Genomic DNA, 26,086 nt, shown 5'->3' with positions numbered 1-26,086 from the left:
GACGTGAGCAGTCAATTCGGAAAAGTGGCGGTATTGCTGGGCGGAAGCTCCGCCGAGCGGGAAATCTCCCTGATGTCGGGGCGTGCCGTGCTGGCCGCGCTGCAGGGCGCCGGTGTGGATGCCCATGCCTTCGACCCCGCCGAGACCGACCTGCACATCCTCAAGGAGCAGGGCTACGAGCGCGCCTTCATCGCTCTGCATGGGCGTGGCGGTGAGGACGGTACGGTTCAGGGGGCGCTTGAGTTGATGGGCATCCCCTACACCGGCAGTGGCGTGATGGCTTCGGCCATCGGCATGGACAAGTGGCGCACCAAGCTGGTGTGGCTGTCGTCCGGCCTTCCCACGCCGCGTTTCGCGATTCTTGATGCTGATACCGACTGGGATGCCGTGGTGGCCGATCTGGGCCTGCCGATCTTTGTCAAGCCCGTGCATGAAGGTTCCAGCATGGGGGCCACCAAGGTCACCGAGGCCGGCCAGCTCAAGGCTGCCTGGGAACTGGCTGCGAAGTTTGATTCACTGGTGCTGGCGGAGGAGTTTGTCACCGGCCAGGAGCTGACCGCCCCTTTCCTGGGGGATCGGGCGCTTCCCCTGGTGCGCATCGTTGCGCCGGGTGGCAACTACGACTATCAGAACAAGTATTTTACCGACGACACCCAGTACTTCTGTCCGAGTGGCCTGCCAGAGGCCCAGGAGACGGAGATCCAGGCCGCCATCGTGCGCTGTGCCAAGGTGCTGGGCTGCCGCGGCTGGGGTCGCGCCGATCTGATCCTGCGCGAGGACGGCAGCTTCACCCTGCTCGAGATCAACACCGCCCCGGGCATGACCAACCATTCCCTGGTGCCCATGTCGGCCCGGGTGGCGGGTCTGTCCTTCGAGGCCCTGTGCCTGGAAATTCTTGCCGGAGCCCGCCTTGGCTGATCTGCGGCCCACCTCCAACGTGCCTCCCGAGGCCAGCGGCAAGGCCGCCGGCGGGAAGCGTGCGCGTCCCGCACGTCCGGCACGGGATGTGGGTGGCAACGGGCTGTGGGACCGTCCCCAGCTCCTCAACCTGATCTCCGACGTGCTGCTGGTCTTTGGCGCTGCAGGGCTGGGCTACGCCGCGGTGGCCGCTGTTTCGCGCCTGCCCGTGTATCCGCTGCGGGAGGTCGTGGTGACCACGCCCCTGGCTCAGGTGACTCATGCCCAGCTCGAGTACGCGGCCCGTTCATCCCTGCGCGGCAACTTCTTCACGGTTGATCTCGACGATGTGCGCGGTGCCTTCGAGAAGCTGCCCTGGGTGCGTCGCGCCGATGTGCGCCGGCGCTGGCCGGGTGGCATTGAGGTGCGTCTCGAAGAGCACGTGGCATCGGCCTACTGGCGGGTGGGTGAGACGGGCGACATGCGCTTGGTGAATCGATACGGCGAGATCTTCTCTGCCGCCAGCAATGCCCGCATGCCTGTTTTCAGCGGCCCAGAAGGTTCGTCGGGAGTGCTGCTGGCCAAGTTCGAGGATTTCACCAACAAGCTCGGGCCCCTCGGCAAACAGCTGGTTGGTGTCTCCCTGTCGGCCCGGGAGGCCTGGCAGTTGAAGATGGAGGACGGCCTGACCATCGAGCTTGGTCATGACCAGGCCAAGGCGCCCATCGACGAGCGCCTGTCGCGCTTCGTGCGCCACTTCCCCAAGGCCAAGGCCCAGCTGAACATGAATGTGGCGGTGGTGGACCTCCGCTACCCCAGTGGTTTTGCCCTCCGGCCGATCGCGTCCGCCGCGCCGTCGGGCAAGCAAGAAAGCAAAGGTAAGTGATGAGCAAAGAGTACAAGGAACTGATCGTCGGCCTCGACATCGGCACCTCGAAGATCACCTGCGTGGTGGCCGAACTCAAGCCGGACGGCCGCATGGACGTGATCGGCCTGGGCACACAGCCGTCTTCGGGCCTGAAGAAGGGCGTGGTGGTGAATATCGAGGCCACCGTCGACGCCATTTCCCGGGTCATCCAGGAAGTGGAGCTGATGGCCGATTGCAAGATCCGCGACGTCTATACCGGCATCGCCGGGAGCCATATCCGTAGCTTTAACTCCAACGGCATGGTGGCGATCAAGGATAAGGAAGTGTCGCCGATCGACGTGGAGCGGGTCATTGAAACCGCCCGCGCCATGCCCCTGCCGGCCGATCAGCAGATCCTGCACATCCTGACCCAGGAGTTCATCATCGACGGCCAGGACGGCGTGCGCGAGCCCATCGGGATGAGCGGCGTGCGTCTTGAAGTGAAGGTGCACATCGTCACCGGTGCCGTCTCCGCTGCCCAGAACATCGTCAAGTGCGTGCGGCGTTGCGGGCTGGAGGTGTTGGACCTGGTGTTGCAGCCGCTGGCGTCCAGCTACGCGACCCTCTCCGACGACGAGAAGGAGCTGGGCGTGTGTCTGGTGGATATCGGCGGCGGTACCACTGACCTGGCCGTGTTCACCCAGGGCGCCATCCGTCACACCGCCGTCATCCCCATTGCTGGCGATCAGGTGACCAACGATATCGCCATGGCCCTGCGCACGCCGACCGCCGAGGCCGAGGAAATCAAGATCCGCCACGGTGTGGCCATGCACACCCTCGCTGACGCCTCAGAGATGATCGAGGTACCGGGAGTGGGTGACCGCCCGCCCCGCAAGCTGTCCCGTCAGGCGCTGGCCGACGTGATCGAGCCGCGGGTGTGTGAGCTGTATGAACTGGTCCAGGCCGAATTGCGTCGTTCCGGTTACGAGGAGCTGTTGTCCTCCGGCATCGTGCTGGCTGGCGGTGCAGCGGTGATGCAGGGAATGGTTGAGCTTGGTGAAGAAGTGTTTCACATGCCCGTGCGTATCGGTTATCCGAAGTATGACGGGGCGCTGGCCGACGTGGTTTGCGAACCGCGCTATGCCAACGCAATGGGGCTGGTCATGGAGGGGGCGGCGCAGAAGCGGCGCGGCATTCAGGCCCGCCAGACGCGGAATGTGGGGCAGGTGTTTTCGAGAATGCGTTCCTGGTTCGAGCGTAATTTCTGATGGTGAATGCACCCCATGGAATGGGGTGTCATGAATTGAATATTTGTGTGCATCGGCCCTTTATTTAGTTATAGAATTTGCGGTTAATACTAGATATAGGATTGCTTGCGCGCAGGGCAAATAAGCGCAGTTTCTCTTGGAGGCGAGGTAAATGTTTGAAATAGTTGAAAAGGCGAGCGGCGGTACCAACATCAAGGTGATTGGTGTCGGTGGCGCAGGTGGCAACGCCGTCGATCACATGATCCGTGAAGGTGTTCAGGGCGTGGATTTCATCATCGCCAACACCGATGCCCAGGCCCTGTCCCGCTGCCTGGCCCAGACCAAGGTTCAGCTCGGCAAGACCGGCCTTGGCGCCGGCTCCAAGCCGGAGGCCGGCCGTGCCGCAGCCCAGGAGTCCCGTGACGCCATTGCGGCCGCCCTCGAAGGCGCCCACATGTGCTTCATCACCGCCGGCATGGGTGGTGGTACGGGCACCGGTGCTGCCCCCGTGGTGGCCGAGATCGCCAAGGAAATGGGCATCCTGACCGTTGCCGTGGTGACCAAGCCCTTCGACTTCGAGAATCGTATCCGCGTGGCCGAGAGCGGCGTGGAAGAGCTCTCCAAGCAGGTGGACTCCCTGATTGTCGTCCTCAATGACAAGCTGCTCGAGGTGTACGGCGACGACGCCGGCTTCGAGGATTGCTTCCGTTCTGCAGACAACGTGCTGACCAGTGCTGTTGGCGGCATTGCCGAGATCATCAACGTGCCTGGCCTGGTGAACGTGGACTTCCAGGACGTACGCACGGCCATGGCCGAGATGGGCCGCGCGATGATGGGCTCGGCCCAGGCCGCCGGTCTCGATCGTGCTCGCATTGCCGCCGAGCAGGCTGCTGTTTCGCCGCTGCTCGAAGGCACGGAGCTGTCCGGCGCCCGCTGTGTGCTGATCAACATCACCGCCAGCCGCAACCTGAAGATGTCCGAGGTCCGTGATGCGGTGAAGACCGTCCAGGCCTTCGCTGCTTCCGAAGCCTTCGTTAAGTATGGCACCGTGTTCGATGAGAACATGGAAGACCGTATCCGTGTCACCGTGGTGGCGACTGGTCTCGGTGCCGTGCGCGCTGCGGTCATGCCGCGCAAGATCGAAATGGTGCGTACCGGTACCGATAACATCGGCATGGAAATCGACTACGGAAACCTGGAGTTGCCGGCGGTGATCCGCCGCACTTCCCGCACCACCGTGGAGGCCATGAGCGCCAACGGAATGTCCACCCTGGACATTCCGGCCTTCCTGCGCAAGCAGGCGGACTGATCGCTCCGGGCCGCTCCGGTGGCTCAGACAAACGCGCAGCGGGAGGTCGCCTCCAACCGCTGCGCGTTTTTCGTTTAAGGGGTATCTTCAGGCTGGAGCTTGCTGCAGTGCAGCAGCTTGCCTGTGTTAAGATTCAATGACTTGAACGCGGATCCGGATCATGCTGAAGCAGCGCACCCTCAAAACCGTTGTCACCGCCACAGGCGTCGGGCTCCACAGCGGCGCCAAGGTGACGCTGACCCTCAGGCCGGCTGCGCCCGATACCGGCATCGTCTTTCATCGGGTCGATCTTGATCCTGTCGTTGACCTGCCCGCCGACCCCTATGCCGTCTGTGACACCCGCATGTGCTCCGGACTGCAGCGCGAGGGCGCCAAGGTCAATACCGTTGAACACTTGATGTCGGCCCTGGCGGGCCTCGGCATCGACAACGCCCACATCGACGTGGACGCAGCGGAGATCCCCATCCTCGACGGCAGCGCCGGGCCTTTCGTGTTCCTGATCCAGTCCGCCGGTATCGAGGAGCAGAAGGCCCCCAAGCGCTTCCTGCGCGTGCTCAAGCCGGTGGAGTATGTGGAGGGCGACAAATGGGTGCGCCTGGAGCCTTACGATGGCTTCAAACTCAGCTTTTCCATCCTCTTCAACCACCCGGCCATCGACAGTACCGGTACGTCGGTGGTGGTGGACTTTGCTGAGCATTCTTACGTGCGGGAAGTGGCGCGGGCGCGGACCTTCGGCTTCATGCAGGACGTGGAGTTCATGCGCGCCAATGGGCTTGGCCTGGGCGGCAGCCTGGACAACGCCATCGTGATGGACGAGTACCGGGTGCTCAACGCCGATGGCCTGCGTTACGCCGACGAATTCGTGAAGCACAAGGTGCTCGACGCCATCGGCGATCTGTACCTGGCGGGGCACTCCCTGCTGGCCTCATACAGTGCCTACAAGTCCGGCCATGCCCTCAACAACCAGATCCTGCGGGTGCTCCTCGAAGACAAGACCGCCTGGGATATCGTGACCTTCGAGGAAGAGGCCAGTACGCCACCGGCCGTAGCCCAGCTGTTTGCTTTGGCCAGCGTCTGAGCTGAGTCATGCTGATCCTGCGACTCGTCGCGGTATTGGTGGCGATCGGAATTGCCGGCTCGCTGCTGGCCTTTGTATTCACCCGTGACCGGCGCTATCTCGCCCTCGGCTGGCGGCTCTTTCGCTACGCCATCATTGTCGCGCTGGTGTTCTTCGCGCTCCTTGTCGTTGAGCGCGTCTTCGTACCCTTCGTCTAGCCGGCCTGCTTGACGAAGCGCTTCAGGGCCTTGGCCAACGGCGAATCGGCTGGCAGGCTGGCGGCCAGGTGATCCAGGCCCGAGCGCGTCGAGTCGCTCACGTGCCTGTGGGGAGGCGGCGGTGGCGCGGGCCGGTATTCCCGAACGGCTACCTTGATCTTGATGTCCCGGAGAATCACCCCCGCTCGGGCAAAGTCCGCCAGCAAGCTGGGCACGGCCTGGCGGAGCTTGACGGCAAGCCCGGCGCTCTCTACGTGGATGACCAGTTCTTCTCCCTTGATGTTGGCGACCCGGCAGGCGTCCGCCATGTAGTCCGGCAACAACTCGCCGAGTTGCCGCTGCAGGCGCAGCAGGCGGCCAGCATGGGCCTGCAGGCGGGCGAGAGCGTCACCGCTTCCGAGGAAATTGTCGATCGAACTGGCGCTCATCAGGGCTTGGAAATTACGAAATCGTCCCCATCGTAAGGAGATAGTCCGGGTCGGACAAGTATCAATGGCACCCGGTGCTCCGTCACGGTCGCGTCCGGGTGCCATGATAGAATCCGCGTTTTGCCGCGTTTCCCCTTCGAAATCAAATGATCGCAGGCCTTCTCAAGAAAATTTTCGGCAGCCGCAATGACCGGCTGATTCGCCAGTACTCCCAGACGGTGCGTGCCATCAACGCACTCGAGCCGAAGATTCAGGCCTTGTCCGATGAGGAGTTGCGCGGCAAGACGGACGAATTCCGTGAGCGTGTCGCCAAGGGCGAGAGCCTCGATGCCCTGCTGCCCGAAGCCTTTGCCGTGGTTCGCGAAGCCGGCAAGCGGGTGCACGGGATGCGCCACTTCGACATGCAGCTGGTGGGCGGCATGGTGCTGCACGCGGGCAAGATTGCCGAAATGCGCACCGGTGAAGGCAAGACCCTCACCGCCACCCTGCCGGTCTACCTGAACGCGCTCACCGGTAAGGGCGTTCATGTGATCACCGTCAATGACTACCTGGCCAGCCGTGACTCGGACTGGATGGGGCGCATCTACCGTTTTCTCGGGCTGAGTGTCGGCTGCAACCTGTCGCAGATGCCCCATGACGCGAAGAAGGCTGCGTACGAGGCAGACATCACCTACGGCACCAATAACGAGTTCGGTTTTGATTACCTGCGCGACAACATGGTGTATGAGTCGGGCGAGCGCGTGCAGCGCGGCCTCAACTACGCCATCGTCGACGAGGTGGACTCGATCCTGATCGATGAGGCCCGTACGCCCTTGATCATCTCCGGCCAGGCCGAGGATCACACCGAGCTCTATGTCAGCATGAATGCCGTTCCGGCCCTGCTGACGCGTCAGGAGGGCGAAGGCGAGAGCATCACCGTTCCGGGCGATTACACCGTCGATCTCAAGGCCCATTCCGTGCTCCTCACCGAGCAAGGGCACGAGCATGCGGAGGAGATCCTGGCCCGTCTGGGTATGTTGCCTGAGGGCTCCAGCCTCTATGATCCGGGCAACATTCTGCTGATCCACCACCTCTATGCTGCCCTGCGTGCCCACGCGCTGTATCACAAGGATCAGCATTACGTGGTGCAGAACGGTGAAGTGGTTATCGTTGATGAATTCACCGGGCGCCTGATGGCCGGACGACGTTGGTCCGAGGGCCTGCATCAGGCCGTCGAGGCCAAGGAAGGCGTGAAAATCCAGGCCGAGAACCAGACCCTCGCCTCGATCACCTTCCAGAACTACTTCCGGATGTACGGCAAGCTGTCGGGCATGACTGGTACGGCCGACACCGAAGCCTACGAGTTTCACCAGATCTATTCGCTTGAAACCGTTGTTGTGCCCACCTCCCGTCCGATGATCCGCAAGGACCAGAACGACAAGGTGTATCGCACGATGAAGGAGAAGCACGACGCCATCGTCGCCGACATCAAGGATTGCGTAGAGCGTGGTCAGCCCGTGCTGGTGGGCACGACCTCCATCGAGAACTCCGAGCTGTTGTCCGATCTGCTGACTCGCTCCAAGCTGCCGCACAACGTGCTCAACGCCAAGCAGCACGCCCGCGAGGCCGAGATTGTTGCCGAGGCAGGGCGCCCCGGGGTGATCACCATCGCTACCAACATGGCCGGTCGGGGGACCGACATCGTGCTGGGGGGCAATGTCGAGAAGCCCGTGTCCCTGATCCGCGAGGATGAGTCCCTCACCGATGCCGACAAGGACGCCCGCATTGCGGCCATGCGCGAGGAGTGGAAGGCGGTTCACGAGAAAGTCCTGCAGGCGGGGGGCTTGAAGATCATCGGCACCGAGCGTCATGAGTCCCGACGCATCGACAACCAGCTGCGCGGCCGCTCCGGCCGTCAGGGGGATCCGGGCGAGAGCCGCTTCTACCTGTCGCTGGAAGATCCCCTGATGAAGATCTTTGCCGGCGAGCGCCTGAACGCCATCATGGTCCGCCTGAAGATGCCCGAAGGGGAGGCCATTGAAGCCGGCATGGTGACCCGCTCCCTGGAGTCGGCCCAGCGCAAGGTCGAGCAGCGCAACTTCGACATCCGCAAGCAACTGCTCGAGTACGACGACGTTTCCAACGATCAGCGCAAGGTCATCTACCAGCAGCGCAACGAGTTGCTGGAGAGCACCGACATCTCCGAGACCGTCGCAGCGATGCGTGAGGGGGTGCTCCATGACCTCTTCCGTATCTACGTGCCGGTCGATTCGGTTGAAGAGCAGTGGGATATTCCCGCCCTCGAACTGGCGCTCGAGTCCGAGTATCAGCTCAAGGTGCCGGTCAGCGAGTGGGTGAAGGCCGATTCCGGCCTGACCGACGATGACATCCTGCAGCGCCTGCTTGAGGCTGGCGCCCAGGCTTACGCCGACAAGGTCGCTCTGGTGGACGCCAACGCCTGGCACGGCTTCGAACGCAATGTGATGCTGCAAAGCCTGGATACTCATTGGCGCGAGCATCTGTCTGCGCTGGACCACTTGCGTCAGGGCATCCACCTGCGAGGCTATGCCCAGAAGAATCCGAAGCAGGAGTACAAGCGCGAGGCTTTCGAGCTCTTCGAGAATCTGCTGCAGATCGTACGTACCGAGGTGACCCGGCTGCTTATGACCGTCCAGATTCGTTCGGAAGCACAACTTGAGGAAGTCGAAGCGCCGGCCGAGCTCGAGAACGTCCAGTACCACCACGCCGATTACGACGAGGCCCTGGCCACGGCCAATCCGGATCGCGAAGCTGCCCAGCCGCACGCAGCTGCTGCGCCAAGGGCTGGCCGCAACGATCCTTGTCCCTGCGGTTCTGGCAAGAAATACAAGCACTGCCACGGCAAGTTGAGCTAATGCTTACTCGCTTGTGCGGATTCTGGTCGGTTCTGTTTCTGCGCACGGCGTGAAGTCCGGTGTCGCTGGAGTGGGCCAGTTCAAACTGCTTGTAACTTTATTGATAGCAGTAGCGCCCCCTTTGCACCTGTTCGGGCCTGGGGATGACCATTGTTGTCAGGGACGTCATGGCCTGCTTGAGTCGCATGATTGAAAAATGCGCTCTGCAGGCTGTCGCTGCGTGTGTGCTTCGGAAGGGCGCGCGCGTGGGGCGCCGGCGCAAGCAAGAGAAGGTGTCGTTCCTCCCACTTCCTGGCGCTCGTTAGGAAGTAGGCTCAGGACAGGTTCAGGCTACTTTTCCTCCGATGAGCCGCTGCACTGAATTGATGTACATCATCACTTTCTTCGACAACGCAGTGCGAGGTTTTTGCGTTGGGCAAGCCCTTCTGCATTGGAAGCGGACTTGATGTTCAACAAGAGCCTGTCAGAGCAGGATCGAGGGCTAGCCCAGCGCCGGGGTTTTCACTCCCCCCAGATTGAAAAACGTCTTCAAGTCTGCAAAATCCCGCTTATGGTAATCCGGCAAATCGGCGTGGATGGCCTTCAGGGCCTCTGTGAGTTGCTGCGGTAATTCCCTGCGCGCGGGGGTCCGTGTGGTGAGCATGTAAGGCACCTTCCAGGTGCTGAACACTTTCGCACGGTGACCAAATGCGTCCTCGCATGCCTGTTCGTAGTCTTGGAGCGTGAATGCGGCATGGAGCGAGTTCAGGTAGTCGAGTGTAAATAGGGGGTGCTGCCGATCTTTGTATTGATTGGCAAAATAGTCGATGGAGTCCCTACGTTTGAGTCGACCAAAATCGGCAAGATAGAGCCCTCCTTCGTGTTTTAGGACTCGTGCCGACTCCTTCAAGGTGCAGCGCAATGCATCAACGTTGGGGAGGTGGTGCAAGGCCATCGTTGACATGATGCAATCGATGCTGGCGTCGCCAAACTCGGAGAGTTCCGTGATGGATCCAGCGACGAACTTTACATTGGCAAGGCCCATGGACGCGGCGAGCGCACGGGCCTGATTCAGCATGTTCGGAGAGAGATCAACGCCTGTGAATTGGCAGTCAGGATTGAGCCTGGCAATCATGCACAGCTGATTTGCCGGACCGCAGGCGAGGTCGAGGACATGGTCTCCAGGCAAAATGATCTGGCAGATCTGCATTGCATGAAACAGGTAGACCGGGGCCATCACTCCGTTTTCACGTCCAGCCCGCGTGTAAGCCTCCACTTGGTCGATGTCATCCATCACCAGCGTTGGCTCAGGGACTCTGGGGACTTGCTCGTTCGTCGTCAGTTCCTTCAGCAAGACTTTCATCACCGACAATGAGGGCATGGTAGAACGCTCCGCGAATTTCAGTACCTAGACTTCCACTTTACATTCGATTGCCGAAAAGACAAACCGTCGGAGGATTGTGGAACGCAAAGTTGGCCTGCGGTCTGGTAGGGATTTCGCGCTTGGGGCTTAGGTCCAAGGTTGGCAGAGAGGCAAGGAGAAGCGCAAAAAAGCAGGGCCCCCCGACAGTCGGGGGGCCCTGCTTTTCAAGCGAGCGGCTTGCGCCGCTCACCGTATCGACATCACACCTGGAGAGGGGCGATGTCGATGTCGATCAGACAGCCTTGCGACGACGGATCAGGCCAGCCAGACCGCCGAGGGCAAGCAGCGCCAGGCTGCTGGGTTCCGGCACAACGAAGGAGGCAGAACCGTTGTGGTCCAGGAAGCGCTCTTGAGTACCGCCAACCACATCATAGGTCGGGGAGAAGAAGGTCGGGAGGATGCGGTCAACGTTCATGTCGACACGGAGGCCAGCATTCAGGAGGCCCAGATCGATGCCACCAGAGGTGAAGACACCGGCTTTGCTCACAGCGGCGTCGTCAAAATCGAAGCCGAGCACGCAAGCGCCGCCGTTGATGGCTTGAGCGACCACGCAGTTACCCGCGCCGTTGGTGCCTTGACCGATCACGGTCGAGGTGCCCATTTGCAGGCCAGCGGTCAGGTCGGTGTCGTAGTAGAGGGTGAAGCTAGAGACGCCGCCGAAGCCCACTTGGTAAAAGCCGGGAGCCGCGAACGTCACCATGCCAGCCAGCGGGTTGAACACGGCGAACAGCTGATAACCACCAGCCTCGTTCAGACCGCTGTTGTTGATCGGGTCGCCGTTGATGTCAGTGAAGCCAAAGCCAGCCACCAGGCCGTTTTCCACGAAGGTGTCGCCCGCGTCGACAACGCCGTTGGCGTTGGCGTCGGTCAGGATGACCTGGGAGTTGCCGCCGGAGATCTGGATCTGATCAAAGGCGATGGTCTTGGAGCCGCCCATCGGGACGTCGCTGAAGGTGGTGAGGGCGGCGAAAGCGGACAGCGGTGCAGCAAGGGCCAATGCGATAAGAGTCTTTTTAAACATGAATTACTCCTTGAGTTCGTTAAGTTTAGGCAGATACCAGCGCCGTGTAACAATCTTAGCAAGAGGTGGGCCCGTTTTTTGGGCGGCTAGTTAGTGGTCTGTTTTTTAAGAGAAAAAATTTGTTATTTGCGGGTGGCTCGCGCAGTCTTGAACTTGTTTGAGGAGCATCTGTAAAAAATGCCGACACAAATTCCAGTGTCTGCCTGGCGCACGCTTCGCTTCGCCTCCGAATGCTCTGAAGTCGAGGCCGCTGGTTGCCGTGGGGGATGCTGGGTATCATATGAACTCCCATGACAAGTAAGCAGGTAACAAGGCGCGCGCCGTCCCGACACGATGATTGCTCTATCAACCGTGATGCTGGAGCTGGATGTTGCCGTTCGCAACGTACTGAGGCAGAGACGCCGGGCCCTGTTCGCCCTGCTCACCATTGTGGGAGGCGTCGTGGCGCTGATGCTCGCCAGCGGCTTCATAGAATGGATCTTCCTGCAGATGCGGGAGTCTACGATTCAGTCGCAGCTAGGGCACGTGCAAGTTGTCCGGTCCGGTTATTTTGAAGGGGGGGCGGCAGACCCCTACGCCAATCTGCTTCCCGCGGACGAGGCGAACGGTGAACTTCAGAGTCTATCCACGGCGCCTGGCGTGCAGGTCGTAGCTCCCCGTCTTGCTTTTACGGGTCTGATAAGTTTCGGGGAGGCGACGCTGTCGTTTTCTGGCGAGGGAGTGGATCCGGGCAAGGAAATCCGGTTGAGCAAGGGCATCCAGATTATCTCGGGTGAGCCCATGTCGCCGTCTGACCCAACGGGACTGGTCATTGGTGAGGGGCTTGCCGCTAATCTTGGTGTCAAGGTAGGGGATCGCGTGGTGCTGCTTGTAACGACCAAGTCGCGTGGCGTGAATGGCGTTGATTGTCACGTGAGGGGTATCTTTTCGACTTATAGCAAGTCCTTTGATGACAGTTCGCTGCGGGTGCCTCTTGTGACGGCGCGCAAACTCGTCAAAGTCGCCGGAGCAACCAACTGGGTTGTTGTTCTGGATCGGACGGACGCGACCAGCCTGTTCATGGAGCAGTACGGGGCGCAGCTCAAGAGCAAGGGGTTCGACGCAGTGCCTTGGTACGATCTGGCCGATTTCTACAATAAGACGGTAGTCCTTTTTTCCAGGCAGGTAGGGGTCGTCAAGCTTTTGATCGGGATGATCATCATTCTGTCCATCTCCAATACCCTTTCCATGGCAGTCATAGAGCGGATGAATGAGATCGGGACTGTCATGGCGCTCGGAAAGAGGCGCAAGGCGGTCTTGCGCATGTTCATCATTGAGGGCGTGATTTTAGGGCTGTTGGGCGGGGCGCTTGGGGTCGTCGTCGGCTACCTTTTGGCTCATCTTATTTCTGCCATAGGCATTCCGATGCCTCCTCCTCCCGGCATGGCCAAGGGCTATATCGGGGAGATCATGATCACGCCCTTGCTGGTTCTCGATGCGCTGCTTCTTGCGGTTGGTACGACGCTCATTGCGAGCATCGTTCCGGCCTGGCGAGCATCCAATGTGATCATTGTGGATGCGTTGCGGCATCAGCGTTGAGATGAGCATCATGCCGATTAACCTGGCCTTGCGGAACATACTCAGGCAGAAGCTGCGAAGCGGCGTCACCTTGATGGCGGTGGCGTTTGGGGTCGTAGGGTTGATCCTTGCCGGTGGATTCATTCAGGACATTTTTATCCAGTTGGGCGAAGCCATCATCCACTCGCAAACGGGCCATCTTCAGGTTTTCAAGAAGGATTTCATCGACAAGGGTACGCGCTCTCCCGAGCGTTTCATGATTGAGAATCCGGCGGAGCTTGAAGCCAGAATTGCTCAGATTCAGGGTGTCGATGCCGTCATGGGACGGATGTATTTTTCGGGTTTGCTGAACAACGGGAAACGTGATTTCGCAATTATTGGAGAGGGGTTGGAGGCCGATAAGGAAGCACGTCTCGGCACCCTGGTGATGATCACCGAAGGTCGCCACCTGCGAGCCGCCGACACCGATGGCATCATGCTGGGAGACGGGTTGGCACGCTCTCTTGGCTTGAAGCCCGGAGACCGCGTGACACTGTTGGCCAATACCGCGGAAGGTGCCATGAACACGCTCGATCTCCAGGTGGTCGGAGTGTTTCAGACCTTTTCCAAGGAGTACGATGCACGAGCGGTAAGGATTCCGTTGACGGCAGCACAAGAGCTGCTTTTCAGCAAAGGAGTCAATTTGTTGGTTGTTTCCCTGCATGAAACCAGGGATACCGATCGCGTGTTGAGCCTTGTTGAGACACTTCTGAATGGCAGTGAATTCGAGGTCAAAAGTTGGAGGACCATATCCGACTATTATGACAAGGCGGTTCAGTTGTATGACCGGCAGTTTGGTGTCCTGCAATTCATCATTCTGCTCATGGTTCTGCTCTCCGTGGCCAACAGCGTCAATATGAGCCTTTTCGAGCGTCAGGGTGAGTTTGGCACCATGCAGGCGCTCGGAAACCGGCGCAAGGACGTGGTGCGTCTGGTTATCACGGAAAGTATCCTGTTAGGCTTGGCCGGGGCCGCTCTGGGGGTCATGGCGGGAGTCCTCCTGGCCATCCTGGTATCAGCCATCGGGATTCCGATGCCGCCTCCGCCCAATTCCAATGTCGGTTATACCGCCATGATCAGAATCGTGCCACTTACGATTGTGATGGCATTCTTCATTGGCTTCCTGGCAACGGTGATGGCAGCGGTGCTGCCGGCACGCAAGATCAGCCGGATTCCGATCGTCGATGCCTTGCGCCAGAACATCTGAAGCGCCGTTTGTCTGAATCCATCAAGAAATGAAGCGCCTTCTTCATACCAAGGGTGGCTGAAGGCGCAGTATCCTCGGGGCGGGCAGGCTCAGGAGCGGATGATCAGATCCCCTAGAGCCTTGCGCAAGGATCTGGAGCGTGGAGGGCTGGATTCTCCGAGGCGGCAAAAGAAGGCAAGGTCGTCCTGTTTGTCTATATTTGCCAGTTTCTCAAATCGATCGGATATTTCCTTGGCTACGCTCATGGGTTCGGGTAAGGCCGAAAAAGGCTTTTCATGTCGGGCGTACCAGCGGAATATTACGGGCGTCATTTGAGGCTGAAGATAGAGCCCTTGCGACGCAACTGTCAGCCAGAAACGCTGTATGGACATACCGGCGGTGACATAGTCGTCAGTGCTGGAAAGTCGAGCTTTCGGTTTCAGCAAGGCGTGCGTGCCGCAGAAAATCGCCGGGAGTACGTCGAGTTGGATTCGTGGCAGGATAGTCCCGAACAGGAACTTGTTGAAAAAGCTGACGCGTTTCCAGCTGTGCATCACCCATCGCATGAGTCTGGCTGTCAGCCTGTCTACGCCTACGGCCTCTTCCGGAATTCTGTCGATACTTAAGCGAGCGTTCCATTCAATGACTTCGCGATGAACGGAGTAGGCCTCGGGGCAGGTGAGGCGCACGTATGCACTTCGCCATAGAAGTTTGGCGATGTTCGACTTGTCCGATCCTGTTTCAAAGAAAACGACTTCGAGATCAGGGGCCACCGCACTGGCAAGTGTTCTCTTTTGTTCCTCGGTCAGGGGTGTCGTCTTCATCATGCGACGCTGAACGACGCGCGACTCGATGAACGGCAGCAAAGGATCGTCAGAAAGTTCAGGTTCCGGTTGGAAATGGATGTCGTAAATCGCGGTTGTTCCGGCTGAGTCACCTCGTCTTTTCCAGGAAACTGTCAGTTTTTCTGCGCTCGCCGCGATTCTTATCGTTTCGATCAGGGCTCCGTGGGCTATGTGGCTTGCATGCCCGTCGAAGTCATAAAGGCACCATTCACGGGTGTCGGTTCCGTGAACGACAACATGTTTTTCGTTAATGATCTCGAATTTCCAGGGTTGGCAATTATCTCCACTCGGCGCCCAGCGAGCGAGCGTGAGTATCCTGACGATGGGATCTGGAATTGTCATGTGGTGCCTCATTTTTCCTGTCAAGTCGTCGCCTCTGAATACGTCGAGCGGCCACGTTCATCCCGGTGTCGCTTGGATCCTGGCCTGCGCCAGTCCGTAAATCAGCCAACGGCTGCTGCCGATCTGGGGTGCGGAGATTCGAGTGGTCCGCTTGCCGCTCCATATCCGGTGAGGTGCTCGGGACGCCCGAGAGTTCCCGAGTCTGATCGGTACGCTCCATGAGTATCTTGCGTGAAGGGGGGATCGGCGTCCACTCTGTTCGTGCGGGCGTGAGTCCGGATGGTGCGCCTGAAACGCATCCGGGCTTATCATCGCAGACTTTGCCGAATGGCCCTGTTTCTGGAGTTCTCGTCATGCCTGTTTTGCTCTCCCCCCCTGATGCTGCTGCCCTGCTGCCGGTTCCCGGCGTACGACTCGGTGTGACCGAAGCCGCCATCCGCAAGCTCAACCGCAAGGATCTCACCCTCATCGAACTGGCGCCGGGCGCCCGGGTGGCCGGGGTGTTCACCCAGAATCGTTTTTGCGCTGCGCCTGTCCAGGTGTGCAAGGCACATTTGCCGGCAGGGCGTGTACGCGCTCTGGTCATCAACACCGGGGTGGCCAATGCCGGTACTGGCGAGCCCGGCCTGGCCACCGCGCGAGCCAGCTGCGAAGCCGTGGCCGGCTTGCTCGGCATTCAGGCCGACCAGGTGCTGCCTTTCTCTACTGGCGTCATTCTCGAACCCTTGCCCGTGGACAAGCTGATTGCCGGGCTCCCGGCGGCGCGCGATGCCCTCAAGGTCGATGGCTGGTACGAGGCCTGCCACGGCATCATGACCACTGACACGGTGCCCAAGGCGGCGTCCCGCCAGGTGAACATCGGTGGCAAGACCGTGACCCTGACCGGTATGTCCAAGGGGGCCGGCATGATCAAACCGAACATGGCGACCATGCTGGGCTTTCTGGCCACCGATGCCGATGTGGCCCAGCCGCTGCTGGATGCCCTCGTCAAGGAGGTGGCCGATCTGTCCTTCAACAGCATCACCGTCGACGGCGATACGTCCACTAACGACAGTTTCATCCTGATGGCGACTGGCCAGGCTGGCAACCCGACCCTTGTCGATGCCCAGTCGGCCGACTTCGCTGCTTTCCGGGCAGCAGTCCTGGATCTGTCCATCTGGCTGGCCCAGGCCATCGTCAGGGATGGCGAGGGCGCTACCAAGTTCATCACCCTGCAGATTGAGGGGGGCAAGGACCGGGACGAGTGTCGCAAGGTTGGCTATGCCATCGGTCACTCGCCTCTGGTCAAGACGGCCTTCTTTGCTTCTGACCCCAACCTTGGGCGCATCCTGGCGGCCATCGGCTATGCGGGCATTGATGATCTGGATGTGTCCCGCCTGCGTGTCTGGCTGGGCAGCGCTGGTGAAGAGGTGCTGGTGGCTGAGAAGGGCGGACGTGCCGAGTCTTACCGGGAAGAGGCGGGCGCCCGCGTCATGCAAGGTGCTGAGATCACCGTACGGGTTGATCTGGCGCGCGGGGCCGCAGCGGCCACGCTGTGGTCGTGCGACTTCTCCTACGATTACGTGAAGATCAACGCAGACTACCGCTCCTGATTGGAAGCCCCCGTGAGGGGGCTGAGTCACTTGCTGCCGAGGCGCCTTGAAGGGCGCCTTTGTTGTCTTAGGGGGTGGTGAGGCGGAGGTGTATCCAGTCCACGTCACAGTGGACGTTCAGACTGGCCTTCTTGCCTGCCTCGTCCAGGCGCGAAAGCTGGCAGCGGGTGGGGCGAAGGGGCGTGTCGGCCTTGCCGAGCCTGTTCATGAGCTCAAGAAAGGCGTCTTCATGGGGCACGCTGGCGTGCATGTGCAGGGTGTGGGCAAGCAGCACCGGGCGCTCATCGGTTCCCGCTTCAGCCGGCATGAGTGGGTGCTCGGGGCTGATTTCGTAGTTGAGTTGTGTGATCGACGGGCTCCTCCGCAGGGACTCGAGATGCTCGATCCAGGCCACCCGGTCTGCAGGGCGGCTGATGCCCGTGCTCAGGACTTTTGCGTGGCGGGTCAGGGCCTCCCGGGTCTGGTTTGCGGTCTGCTCCGCCTCCAGGAGCGCGTGCTCCGTTTGAGCCAGACTGCGCGCCGCTGCTCGCGTCCGCTCCTCCGCGATGTTCAGAAGCTGATGGCTGCTAAAGGCTACACCGATGCCACCCGCGAGCAGGACGGCGCAGATGACGGCCGGCGTACGCAGTTGCAGGTAAGGGCGGTCTGGTGGCGTCATGGGTGGGTGAGAGTGAGCTGAACAAGGACTTCAAACTGGGGGGAGGTGTCGCCCGGAGGCGATTCCGCAACCCGCAACGGCTCGGACTCAGCCATCTCCGGTGGCTGGCGCATTACCTGGAGTTGCGCCCCGGGTAGTGTGCCCAGGGCGGCCAGCAGGGCCTTGGCCTGACCGACCCGCTCCCGTGTCTGCTCTATCCCAGGTGGGAGGCTGAAGCGGACCCGCAGGGTCTGGGTGGTGGACTCAGGCGCAGAGGGCTGCCGGTTGGGGGGCTGCACATTCCATTCGATCTCCTGCAGGCTGAAATCGGGTACCGGTGCGAGGGCAGCGGCGAGCTGGCGCAGTGCAGGCTCAGGGCCTGTGCTGCTGGTGGCGAGGGCCTGAACCCGGTTCAGAGTCTGGTTCAGGCGCTCAAGGGGGAGCGGTGTGGCCGGCGTCCCGGCGATGACGGCCTTAAGACGTGCTTCCAGCAGGGTGGCCTGGTGCTGGCTGGCTTCGGCAAGGTTGCGCTGGCTGCGGGCGGCGAGCAGGTTGAGGCTGGTGTAACCGAGGCAGGCGATAAAGAAGGCGCTCGCGAGGATGCCGGCAATGTGCCCGATTTGCTGAAGGCGGTGTCCGGCGAGGGCTTCGGCGGGGGCGAACTGGGGGAGCCGGGGGTGGGCGGCGAGCGCCCGGAGCAGCAGCGGCAGGCTGTCGGTGTCTGTGGGGGTGTATTGCAGCTTCAGGGCGAGGGCGGCTTGCCCCAGGCGCAATGGCTGGAGATCCAGCCCTGAACTGGGGCCTGCGGGGCCTGTGCCGAGGGTGGTGCAGGTTTCTTCGTCGGCGGTCAGAACCAGTGCCCTGGTGGGGCGGTCACGGGGCACGATGCGCTGACTGAGCAGGTAGTCGAAGCTGCGCCGGATCTCGTCGTGCACGAAGCTCGCGTCAGGGTGGTCCTGCGCTGCCGCGCTCACGGTGAGGCGGCTGAAGCGCAACTGACTGTTCTCGAAGCAGGAAACGCGCAGGCCTGCGGGCGTGGTGTGCACCAGCAGGAAAGGGGTGGCGCCGGAGTGAAGTGGGGCGGCCAGGGCTTGAGAGAGGAAGGAGGTGCTCACCACCTCCGCCAGGATGCACGGCGATTGCACGATCCGCCGCAGCCAGGGCTGGATGGTGGCAGGCCGCGTGAGGGCTGCGAAGAGGATTCGCTCGTCCCGGCGGCCGCTTCGCTCCCGGCCGAGGGACAGGTAGCTGCGGAAGGGGGTGTCGCCAAACAGGTGCTCCTGGCGACGGGTCAGCATCGGCCGTCGATCGCGGCCCCGGATGAAAGGCAAGGTTTCAAGGTGGTGTGCTTCGTCCGGCAGGTCCACCAGCAGGCTGAGGCGCGTACCCGCTGCCAGCCTCGACAGAAAGCTGTCGAAATGCTCCAGCCCATCATCCGGAGAAAAGCGCTGCAGCGCCTCGATGCCGCTGCGCGCAATGGCGAATGCAGTGAGACCCGAGGGGCTCAGGTAAAGGATGTGCTGGGCTGCCATGTTCAGAGCTTCATCCGGGTGATGATGTCGTAGACCGGCATCATCACCGCGCCCATGACGGCAAGGAGCAGCCCGCCCAGTACCAGGGTGAGGGTGGGTTCGATGCTGGCTTGCAGCTTTTCGATGGCCTCCCGCACGTCCCGATCGTAGAAATAGCTGACGTTGGCGAGGGCGGTGTCGAGGGCGCCGGTGCTTTCGCCAACCCGCAGCATGCGGGTGACCAGGGGGGGAAACAGTTCGACCTTGCGGAAGGCGTCCGATACCTTGCTGCCCTGGGCGATCTCCTGGCCGACCTGCTGCAGACCCTGGCGCAGGGCGGTGTTGCCGACCACGTCTTCGGCGGACTGTAGTGCGTCGATGACCGTGATGCCTGAGGCGTACATCATGGCAAACAGGCCTGTGAAGCGGGCCATGATGATCTTGTGTCGCACGGCGCCGAGAATGGGCAGGTGAAGGAGGGCCGCATCGAAACGCAGCCTCAGGGCCGGGCGTGTACTGATGGCGTGGCGCAGCAGTAGCAGCCCGGAGACACCCGTCAGCACAATGAGCCAGCCGTGGTCGATGATGAAGCCGGACAGGGCGATGAGGATGCGGGTTTGCCATGGCAGCGCCTGCCCGGCGCTTTGGAACAGGCGGGCCAGCTCGGGGACGACATGAACCAGGGCGACGCCCAGCGCGGCACTGATCACGATGGCCACGATGGCCGGGTAAATGGCGATGCGTCGGGCATAGGCGGCCAGCTCGTCGTCGCGCTTGAGGGTGTCGGTGAGCGCACGGAGAACGCCGGGCAGTTGCCCGGTATGTTCGCCGGCCCGGACCAGGCTGCAGAACACCCCATTGAACACGTCCGGGTGACGCTGCAGGGCCTGGGACAGGCCGAGTCCGCCTTCGATGGCCTCTACGACATCGCCGATGACTTGCCGGAAGCGGGTGCGATGGAGGGAGTCGCGCAGATCGGCCAGGCTGTCGATGATGGGCACGCCGGCGCGCAGGAACTGTTCCAGGTGAAAGCAGAAGTTGATCAGTTCGCGCCGGCTGATGCTGCGCTGGCGCTGCCATGTGATCTGTCGGACCGGCGTGCCATGGACCAAGTCGAGGCCGAGCCGGCGCAGGCGCAGTTCGAGGTCAGCCAGGTTGGCGGCCTCCATGCGACCACGCACACTACGTCCGCGCGGGTTTATCGCCCGATAGCTGAAGGCACTCATGGGAACAGGCGTTCAGTCAGGTCCACGACCCGGGCCAGCTCTTCGAGGGAGGTGTCCCCGTCGAAAACGCGCCGGGTGCCGTCGTCGGCCAGGCGGGTGAAGCCTCTTGATGCAGCGGCGTGGTGAAGTTCCCGTGCGGTGGCGCGCCGGGCGATCAGTTCGTCCAGGTCGGGGTCCAGACGCAGGAGCTCCATGATGGCGAGGCGCCCCCGGTAGCCCTGGAAGTCGCACTGGGGGCAGCCCGTAGCCCGGAAAAGCGTGGGGCGAGTGGCATTGCCCGCACTGCCGAGCAGGCGCATTTCGTAGTCGGCAGCCGGGTAGGCTTCGCGGCAGTGGGGGCACAGGCGGCGGATCAGGCGCTGGGCGACGATGCCTATCAGGTTGCCGGCCAGGATATCGGGCACGATGCCCAGGTCGAGCAGGCGCGGAATGGCCCCGATGGCCGAGCTGGTATGCAGTGTGGAGTACACCTGGTGGCCGGTCATCGCCGCCTGGAAGGCCATGCGGGCAGTGTCGCCGTCGCGGATCTCACCCACCAGAATCACGTCCGGATCCTGGCGTAGCATGGCTCGCACGCCATTGGCAAAATCCAGCCGGGCGGCGTCGGACACGGCGGTCTGGCGGATCTGCGCCATGGGGTATTCCACCGGGTCCTCGAGGGTCATGATGTTGATGCCCTCGGCGTTGATGTGGCCGAGGATGGAGTACAGCGTGGTGGTCTTGCCGCTGCCGGTGGGGCCGGTGACAAGGATCAGCCCCTCCGGCCGGGCGATCATCAGTTTGAGCAGCTCGAGCCGGGCGTCACTGAGTCCGAGCTCGTGCAGGCCTACGATGCCTTTCTGGCGATCCAGTACCCGCAGCACGATGTTCTCGCCGTGGATGGTGGGTTGCGTGGAAACACGAAAATCCACTGGCCGGCCGCTGACGCTGAGGGAGATCCGGCCGTCCTGGGGGGCCCGGGTTTCGGCGATGTTGAGCCCGGCCATGACCTTGATGCGCACGGCCATGGCGGGCCAGTAGGATTTGTGCAGGGCACGGATCTGGCGCAGCAGCCCGTCGATGCGGTAGCGGATGCGCAGGAAGGCCGCTTCCGGTTCGAAGTGCAGGTCAGAAGCGCCCCGTTTGACGGCATCGGCGAGCAGGGCGTCGATCAGACGCACGACGGGTTGGGCGTAGGTATCGCCCCTGCCGGTAAGGCTGGCGGTGTCGGCCTCACCGGTTTCGATCTCGTGGAGGATCCCGTCAATGGAGAGTTCGTGCCCATACAGCAGGTCGATGGCGCAGGCGATTTCCGAATCACCGGCCAGGCGCAATTCAACGGTGGCACCACCTGGCAGCAGGCTGCGCAATTGGTCCTGGGCCACGATGTCGCCGGTGTTGCTGGCAGCAACCACCAGATGCCGCTGCAGGGCGTCGTAGCTGAGGGGGATCAGGCCGAGCCGGCGGGCGGCCTGGCGGGGTACCAGAGCAAGGGCCTCTGCGTCGGGCAGCAGGCCCGACAGGTCGGCGCTGGCCTGGTCGAGACTGCGGGCGAGTGCGTCGCGCAGCGTGGCTTCTGAGAGAAAGCCCAGGCGCACGAGCTGTCGCCCGATGATCTCCCGGGTCCGGGTCTGTTCCCGCAGGGCGATGTGGAGCTGGTCGGTGCTGATCAGGCCCAGGGCAATCAGCGTCTGGCCGATGGGCTGATGGGCGTGCGGGTCACGGTTCATGGTGACGGCTCCTGGAGAAGGGCCTGCAGGCGCGCGCTGCCTTCGGCCAGGTTGAAGTGCGCCGGGCTCTGGGCGGCCAGTGCCAGGGCCTGACGGTAGTGGGTCGCTGCCGCCTTGAGCTGGCCTGTCTGGTCGAGGGTGACGGCCAGGTTGTAGGCGAGGTCGGGGTCGTCGGGGGAGAGGCTGCGGGCCTGGGCGTAGGCACGCCGTGCTTCGGCCCAGCGCTGCTGGAGAGCCAGGATGGTGCCAAGGCCGCGCTGCGCGTCGCTGTCGTTTGGCGATGCTTGCAGGGCTTCCCGATAGAGCGCTTCAGCCCGGGGCAGGTCATGGGCAAGGTAGGCCGCGTGGGCCTGGATTGTCGCGGTATCGGAGTTGGTGCTTGTCTGCTCCAGACGGATAACAGTGGCCGTGCCAGGGTGGGCAGGGGCAGACAGGTTTTCAGGGGCGGCAACGCGTGCTACGGGTGGCGCTGTAGCGGCTCTGCGCGACGTGGTGATGGGGCCGCCCGGGCTTTCGGGGGCTGGGGCAAGGGGGTGGTCCGATGTGGCTTCGGGAAGGGGCGCTACAGATGCGAAGTCGCCCGGGTGGGCGGGCTCGGCGCGGGTCAGCGGGCGCATCTCGAACCCTATGCCGACTGCCAGTGCCATCAGGGCGGTGGTGCCGGCAAGCCCGGCAAGCAGGGCTTGGCGCGGGTACGCCGCGGGTGGTGGGCTGCCGGCTTGATCGGAGGGGGCTGCGGGTGGTTCGCCCTGACTTTCGGTAAGCGCGCGGGTGGGTGGTGGCGAGCTGTTGAGCGGTTCGAGCGCGAGCCTCGGCGGGGATGGATCCAGGGGGAGGGGGGCCGGTGCGCCCCTGCCATCCTCTGCTCCGCGCAGGGCTTCGATGAGAAAGCTCATGGCTGGTGCCTTTCCGGGTTGGCACCCGTCCGGGCCTCGGTCGGGAAGTTGGGGGCGCCAGGGGATGGCGCGGTGCTGAAGAAACCCGCGTCAGGGAGCCTGTCCCGCAGCGGTGCCATCACAGCGGCAAGCCGGGTGTCGGTGACGACCACCGGGCGCAGGAAGATGACCAGCTCGGTTTTCTGTATGCCGTTGTCCCGGTTGGTAAATAGCTCGCCTAGCAGCGGCAACTGTCCGATCAGCGGGACGCGGCCGGTCTTGTAGTCGATACGGTCTTCCATCAGACCGCCCAGCACCGCCGTCTCGCCGTTTTCAATACGCAACACGGATTCGATCTCGCGGGTCCGGATCTGCGGAACCAGATTGGCGATACCGCTTGGAATGCTTGGGTTCGGATCTCGGCGAAAGTCCGAAATGCTGGAGATGGTGGGACGGACGTTGAGGATGACCTCGTCGTTGTCGCTGATCTGGGGGGTGACGGTCATTACCAGCCCCACCGAGACCGACTGGGGGGTGGTGGTGACGGTGGTCAGGGCGCCGGCATTGGTGGTCTGGGTGGTATCGGCCTTGACACTGAAATAGACGTACTCCTCAACGACCTTGATGGCTGCGGTCTGGTTGTTGAGCACCGAGAGCTTCGGGCTGGAAAGGACCTTGACCGTGCCGAAGCTCTCGAGCAGCTTGACGGTGGCATCGATGCCGTCGGCACTCTTGTAGGCGACGCTGAAGGGGGTGACGGCATTGCCCGCGGTGCTGCCAAGTCCGGGGCCGCTGATGCCGAAGCTCGTGCCGCTGGTGAGGATGCGGCTCCATTCGATACCCTGCCGGTAGGTGTCGCCGAGGCTGACCTCGACGATGGTGGCCTCAATGAGCACCTGGCGACGGGCGGCCGTGGTCACCCGGTCAATGAACTCACCCACCTTCTCGTGCTGGCGTGCGGTGGCGCGGACGGTGAGGACGCCGGTCTCCCGGTTGGCAATCACCGAGGCCGCTTCGCGGAACGTGGATTTGTGCACCGTGGTGGTGGCGCTGTTCTGCATCGAACTGGGGCCGGCGGGGCCGGGGGCTTGAGGCTGAGTGCCGCTCCGGGATCGGGGGCGGGCGTCGCCGGTCTGCGTGCTGAAACGTGAGGCCGACGCCGGCCCTGTGCTGGTGGCCGTTTCAAAGTTCTCGATCACGGTTTCGCTGGAGCCCTCGGGCAGAATCTTGTCGGTCTCGCGGAGCAGGTCACGCAGGTTTTTCTCTACCGATTCCCACAGCTGGTTGCGGGAAGTGTTCTCGATCCGGGTGGCCGACACGTTGCCGCCTGCCATCAGGGACCCCGCACCGCCGCTGCTGCTTCCGGCAAGCGTGCCACCTGTCCCGCTGGTGGCGATCTGGGTGTTGGTCGATACGGTGCCCGTCACGCTGCGATTCAGATTGACGTAATCAAGCCGGTAGCTGCGAAGAAACGGAGTGTCCGGCATCACGGAGAGGGTCCTGCCGTTGATTTCGTAGCGCATGTCCACCTGCCGCGCCAGCCGTTCCAGGATCTGCGGCAGGGTCTGGTCGATGGCGTTGAGGGTGACGGTGCCGGCAAGACCGGGGTGAATGTCGATGTTGATCCGGGCGTCCCTGGCCAGCGCGAACAGCAGATCCTGCACGCGCACTGCAGTGACCACCACGGAGTATGTCTCCGGCCTGGCCGCCGGAGCGGGGGGCGGCAAAGGCAGGATGTTCGGCTGCGGGGCCGGAGCTGACTGTGTCGTGGTCGGGCGGGTTCCGGCGCGGATGTGGCTGGAGGAAGGCAGGTCTGGTGGGTGGGATGCGCACGCGGCCAGCAACATGGGCAATAGCAGACAGAGACGGTGGGCTGGCATCGCAGCAGGGCCGAGTTATGTTTATGACATTTATTCTATTTCAGTTTATCTGTTTTGAATAAAAGTGTGACGTTGGCGATTGAGGATGCGTGCAATCAATTTATGGGTATGCACCCTTAGGGTGCGGTGCTGGCATGGAATGCCCGGAACGGGTGCTCGACCGGTCGTGTGTAAGTCCTGTGTAAGATTGATCGTCTTAAATGCCCGTCGGACCCAGGGCCGGTGCACCAATAAGCGCCACGACAAGGCGCATGCATCCATGAGGCACGAGCGGCCGGACTCCCCGCCAGCAAGGTTTCAGAGCTAACAACGTTGCACACTCATAACACGAGGAGAGGTGAAAAAATGACGAGCGAAACCACCCAGAAGTTCTACTATCCGTCTGAAGAGGTGGTGAAGAACGCGGCCGTGTCGGGCATGGATGCGTACAAGGCCTTGTGTGCCGAAGCCGAGAAGGATTACGAAGGCTTCTGGGGTGCCCGTGCCAAGGAGCTTCTCGATTGGCAGACACCCTTCACCCAGGTTCTGGACGAGAGCAACGCTCCGTTCTTCAAATGGTTTGCCGATGGCAAGCTCAACGTTTCCTACAACTGCCTTGATCGCCAGGTCAAGAATGGTCTTGGCGACAAAGTTGCCCTGATCTTCGAAGGCGACAAGGGCGATGTGACCAAGGTCACCTACTCCGACCTGCTCAGCCGTGTCTGCAAGTTTGCCAACGCGCTCAGAAGCCAGGGCGTCAAGAAGGGTGATCGCGTCGTCATCTACCTGCCGATGTCCATCGAAGGCGTGGTTGCCATGCAGGCCTGTGCCCGTATCGGCGCAACCCACTCCATCGTGTTCGGCGGCTTCTCTGCCCAGTCCCTGTCCGACCGCATCAACGATGCCGGCGCTGTTCTGCTGATCACCTCTGACGGCCAGAACCGTGGCGGCAAGGCACTGCCCCTCAAGTCCATCGCTGACGAAGCGCTGGCCAGCGGCTGCCCCACCATCAAGAGCGTCATCGTGGTCAAGCGCACCGGCGCTGAAACTGCCATGGTCGCCGGTCGCGATTTCTGGGCCGACGATCTGGTCGCCCAGCAGTCCGATGTGTGCGAACCGGAATGGGTCGAGGCCGAGCACCCCCTGTTCCTGCTCTACACTTCCGGCTCTACCGGCAAGCCGAAGGGCGTTCAGCACTCCACCGGCGGCTACCTGCTGCACGCCATTCTGACCATGAAGTACACCTTCGACATCAAGCCGGATGATGTCTTCTGGTGTACCGCCGATATCGGTTGGGTCACGGGCCACACCTACATCACCTACGGCCCTCTGGCCTGCGGTGCAACCGAAGTCGTCTTCGAAGGCGTGCCCACCTACCCGGACGCCGGCCGCTTCTGGAAGATGATCCA

21 protein-coding genes are annotated in these 26,086 nt (G+C 62.1%); 11 read left to right on the top strand and 10 right to left on the bottom strand.

Going from position 1 to position 26,086, the window contains the following annotated elements:
* The first annotated feature begins 3 nt into the window (after positions 1-3).
* From ACIQ09_RS06215 to ACIQ09_RS06190, 6 genes are all read left to right on the top strand, one after another.
* Entirely contained in the window at positions 4-918 is a 915-nt protein-coding gene (locus ACIQ09_RS06215; RefSeq protein WP_398307299.1) for a D-alanine--D-alanine ligase, read from the top strand.
* Positions 911-1,783, top strand: coding sequence for a cell division protein FtsQ/DivIB (locus tag ACIQ09_RS06210; RefSeq protein WP_398307297.1), 873 nt, complete (start codon positions 911-913; stop codon positions 1,781-1,783). The genes ACIQ09_RS06215 and ACIQ09_RS06210 overlap by 8 nt, the downstream gene beginning before the upstream one ends.
* Positions 1,783-3,012 carry a cell division protein FtsA gene (gene ftsA / locus ACIQ09_RS06205; RefSeq protein WP_296564769.1) on the top strand — a complete coding sequence of 410 codons (1,230 nt, stop codon included), beginning with the start codon at positions 1,783-1,785 and terminating at the stop codon, positions 3,010-3,012. Before ACIQ09_RS06210 ends, ftsA begins: the two co-directional genes overlap by 1 nt.
* Before the next feature lie 151 nt (positions 3,013-3,163).
* Positions 3,164-4,300 (top strand): cell division protein FtsZ, encoded by a 1,137-nt coding sequence (gene ftsZ / locus ACIQ09_RS06200; protein WP_398307294.1) that lies wholly within the window; start codon positions 3,164-3,166, stop codon positions 4,298-4,300.
* Between the two features lie 160 nt (positions 4,301-4,460).
* On the top strand, positions 4,461-5,378 hold the full coding sequence (gene lpxC, locus ACIQ09_RS06195) for a UDP-3-O-acyl-N-acetylglucosamine deacetylase (protein WP_398307292.1): 918 nt from the start codon (positions 4,461-4,463) through the stop codon (positions 5,376-5,378).
* Positions 5,379-5,386: 8 nt separating this feature from the next.
* On the top strand, positions 5,387-5,575 hold the full coding sequence (locus ACIQ09_RS06190) for a hypothetical protein (protein WP_398307290.1): 189 nt from the start codon (positions 5,387-5,389) through the stop codon (positions 5,573-5,575).
* Here the strand turns inward: ACIQ09_RS06190 and ACIQ09_RS06185 are convergent.
* Positions 5,572-6,003: a DciA family protein gene (locus ACIQ09_RS06185; protein WP_398307288.1), complete on the bottom strand. Its 432-nt coding sequence runs from the start codon at positions 6,001-6,003 to the stop codon at positions 5,572-5,574. The two genes, ACIQ09_RS06190 and ACIQ09_RS06185, sit on opposite strands and share 4 nt — an antisense overlap.
* 146 nt (positions 6,004-6,149) lie before the next feature.
* Here ACIQ09_RS06185 and secA point away from each other — a divergent pair, with 146 nt between their 5' ends.
* Complete coding sequence (secA, locus tag ACIQ09_RS06180) at positions 6,150-8,876, top strand: preprotein translocase subunit SecA (protein ID WP_398307286.1); 2,727 nt, start codon at positions 6,150-6,152, stop codon at positions 8,874-8,876.
* Between the two features lie 481 nt (positions 8,877-9,357).
* On the opposite strand, the gene ACIQ09_RS06175 is transcribed toward secA, so the two are convergent.
* Complete coding sequence (locus ACIQ09_RS06175; protein WP_398307284.1) at positions 9,358-10,236, bottom strand: class I SAM-dependent methyltransferase; 879 nt, start codon at positions 10,234-10,236, stop codon at positions 9,358-9,360.
* Positions 10,237-10,510: 274 nt separating this feature from the next.
* Positions 10,511-11,299: a PEP-CTERM sorting domain-containing protein gene (locus tag ACIQ09_RS06170; RefSeq protein ID WP_398307282.1), complete on the bottom strand. Its 789-nt coding sequence runs from the start codon at positions 11,297-11,299 to the stop codon at positions 10,511-10,513.
* A gap of 354 nt (positions 11,300-11,653) precedes the next feature.
* Here ACIQ09_RS06170 and ACIQ09_RS06165 point away from each other — a divergent pair, with 354 nt between their 5' ends.
* Both ACIQ09_RS06165 and ACIQ09_RS06160 read left to right on the top strand, forming a co-directional pair.
* Positions 11,654-12,877 (top strand): ABC transporter permease, encoded by a 1,224-nt coding sequence (locus ACIQ09_RS06165; protein WP_398307280.1) that lies wholly within the window; start codon positions 11,654-11,656, stop codon positions 12,875-12,877.
* Position 12,878: 1 nt separating this feature from the next.
* Positions 12,879-14,102 (top strand): ABC transporter permease, encoded by a 1,224-nt coding sequence (locus ACIQ09_RS06160; RefSeq protein ID WP_398307278.1) that lies wholly within the window; start codon positions 12,879-12,881, stop codon positions 14,100-14,102.
* Positions 14,103-14,191: 89 nt separating this feature from the next.
* Here the strand turns inward: ACIQ09_RS06160 and ACIQ09_RS06155 are convergent, their stop codons facing one another.
* Entirely contained in the window at positions 14,192-15,268 is a 1,077-nt protein-coding gene (locus ACIQ09_RS06155; RefSeq protein WP_398307276.1) for a molybdopterin biosynthesis protein MoeY, read from the bottom strand.
* 353 nt (positions 15,269-15,621) lie between these two features.
* On the opposite strand from ACIQ09_RS06155, the gene argJ reads away from it, so the two are divergent.
* Positions 15,622-16,860 (top strand): bifunctional glutamate N-acetyltransferase/amino-acid acetyltransferase ArgJ, encoded by a 1,239-nt coding sequence (gene argJ / locus ACIQ09_RS06150; protein WP_398307274.1) that lies wholly within the window; start codon positions 15,622-15,624, stop codon positions 16,858-16,860.
* 67 nt (positions 16,861-16,927) lie between these two features.
* Here argJ and ACIQ09_RS06145 read toward each other — a convergent pair whose 3' ends face one another.
* The 6 genes from ACIQ09_RS06145 to mshL are packed head-to-tail and all read right to left on the bottom strand — an operon-like array spanning position 16,928 to position 24,503.
* Positions 16,928-17,518, bottom strand: a complete 591-nt coding sequence (locus tag ACIQ09_RS06145; protein ID WP_398307272.1) for a hypothetical protein — start codon at positions 17,516-17,518, stop codon at positions 16,928-16,930.
* On the bottom strand, positions 17,515-19,029 hold the full coding sequence (locus tag ACIQ09_RS06140; protein WP_398307270.1) for a hypothetical protein: 1,515 nt from the start codon (positions 19,027-19,029) through the stop codon (positions 17,515-17,517). The genes ACIQ09_RS06145 and ACIQ09_RS06140 overlap by 4 nt, the downstream gene beginning before the upstream one ends.
* 2 nt (positions 19,030-19,031) lie before the next feature.
* On the bottom strand, positions 19,032-20,234 hold the full coding sequence (locus tag ACIQ09_RS06135; protein WP_398307268.1) for a type II secretion system F family protein: 1,203 nt from the start codon (positions 20,232-20,234) through the stop codon (positions 19,032-19,034).
* Positions 20,231-21,943: a GspE/PulE family protein gene (locus ACIQ09_RS06130; protein WP_398307266.1), complete on the bottom strand. Its 1,713-nt coding sequence runs from the start codon at positions 21,941-21,943 to the stop codon at positions 20,231-20,233. The genes ACIQ09_RS06135 and ACIQ09_RS06130 overlap by 4 nt, the downstream gene beginning before the upstream one ends.
* On the bottom strand, positions 21,940-22,839 hold the full coding sequence (locus ACIQ09_RS06125) for a tetratricopeptide repeat protein (RefSeq protein WP_398307264.1): 900 nt from the start codon (positions 22,837-22,839) through the stop codon (positions 21,940-21,942). Before ACIQ09_RS06125 ends, ACIQ09_RS06130 begins: the two co-directional genes overlap by 4 nt.
* Entirely contained in the window at positions 22,836-24,503 is a 1,668-nt protein-coding gene (gene mshL / locus ACIQ09_RS06120; protein WP_398307262.1) for a pilus (MSHA type) biogenesis protein MshL, read from the bottom strand. The genes ACIQ09_RS06125 and mshL overlap by 4 nt, the downstream gene beginning before the upstream one ends.
* A 540-nt stretch (positions 24,504-25,043) precedes the next feature.
* On the opposite strand from mshL, the gene ACIQ09_RS06115 reads away from it, so the two are divergent.
* Positions 25,044-26,086, top strand: a 1,043-nt coding sequence (locus ACIQ09_RS06115) for an AMP-binding protein (RefSeq protein WP_398307260.1), incomplete at its 3' end; no start/stop codon positions are given.

It is taken from the genome of Zoogloea sp. (assembly GCF_044344315.1).
GTDB lineage: Bacteria > Pseudomonadota > Gammaproteobacteria > Burkholderiales > Rhodocyclaceae > Zoogloea.
Note: the sequence above shows the minus strand (reverse complement) of the source record. Positions and strands in the feature narration are given on the sequence as shown.